Here is a 647-nt window from a genome sequence, read left to right as displayed (position 1 = left end):
AGGCGGGTGAGGTGGTGCGGGAGGGCGGGGTCGGTCAGGCCCGTGGTGTGCCATCCGGCGGCTGTGACGATGTGTGAGGCGGCTTCGGCTTCGAGCCACGCCGCGTGGTGGGGTGAGACGTGGCTGGCGTGCTGGTTGCAGATCTTCTCTGTTGCGGTGTGCAGGATGTCGGCGAAGGGGGCTGGCGTGTTGGTGCTGACGCGCTGGAGCAGTTGGTGGCTGCGGGTGAGGATCTGGTGGACGAGGATGCGGTGGTCCTGCAGACCGGGAGTCGACATGAGGGTTTTACCTTTCGGGAGATTTCGGGAATTGCCGAGCGCTTCGCGTAGCGCGCCGGATGAGGGGTGGCGTGGCGTCACGGGCCGGGCGTAGGGGGCTTTGCCGTGTGCCGTCGGCTTGGAGGTGCCGGGGGCGGTCCCTGGGGGTGTTCAGACGGCCAGGAGGGCGGTCTGGTAGGCGTCGAGGACCAGGTCGAGCTGGTTCATCTGCTGCGAGTAGCGGGCTGCGTGGAGTTCGGTGGAGCGGCTGGAGTAGAGAATGACCGTCGCGTCGGCGTGGGGCGGGCCTTGGTCGGTCAGTGCGTCGTTGAGGTGGTCGCGGGCGCTGGTGGCGTAGCGGCGGAGTGTGGTGTGGAGGCGGTCGGCTTC

General features: G+C 68.3%; 1 protein-coding gene and 1 pseudogene. Both read right to left on the bottom strand.

What is annotated here, in order from left to right; all coding sequences use genetic code 11:
* A pseudogene (locus CCN51_RS52135) lies at window positions 1-278 on the bottom strand (hypothetical protein); the annotation flags it as partial.
* Window positions 279-428: 150 nt separating this feature from the next.
* Window positions 429-647: hypothetical protein (locus CCN51_RS55625; protein WP_158104809.1), on the bottom strand; the 219-nt coding region annotated here is incomplete at its 5' end.

Origin of the sequence: Streptomyces milbemycinicus, assembly GCF_002154605.1 — a bacterium.
Classification (GTDB): Bacteria; Actinomycetota; Actinomycetes; order Streptomycetales; family Streptomycetaceae; genus Streptomyces; species Streptomyces milbemycinicus.
Note: the sequence above shows the minus strand (reverse complement) of the source record. Positions and strands in the feature narration are given on the sequence as shown.